The 202-nt window shown below is 51.5% G+C and carries 1 tRNA gene; it reads left to right on the top strand.

The annotated features are described in order from the left end of the window. Nucleotides 1–128 precede the first annotated feature (128 nt). Nucleotides 129–200 (top strand) — tRNA-Glu (locus Q1B07_RS27015). Nucleotides 201–202: the final 2 nt, after the last annotated feature.

The following is a 202-nucleotide window of genomic DNA, read 5'->3' as shown; positions in this document are numbered from 1 at the left end:
GAACACGGAAGTTAAGCTCTTCAGCGCCGATGGTAGTTGGGGGTTTCCCCCTGTGAGAGTAGGACGTTGCCAGGTAAAGGCCCCTTATTTGGGGCTATTATTTTGCTTTATTTGAATTGGTAAAAAATGGCCCGTTGGTCAAGCGGTTAAGACACCGCCCTTTCACGGCGGTAACACGGGTTCGAATCCCGTACGGGTCACC

The sequence above is a fragment of the uncultured Metabacillus sp. genome (assembly GCF_947503125.1).
GTDB lineage: Bacteria > Bacillota > Bacilli > Bacillales > Bacillaceae > Metabacillus.
The sequence above is the reverse complement of the archived record's forward strand: the minus strand, read 5'-3'. Positions and strand labels throughout refer to the sequence as shown.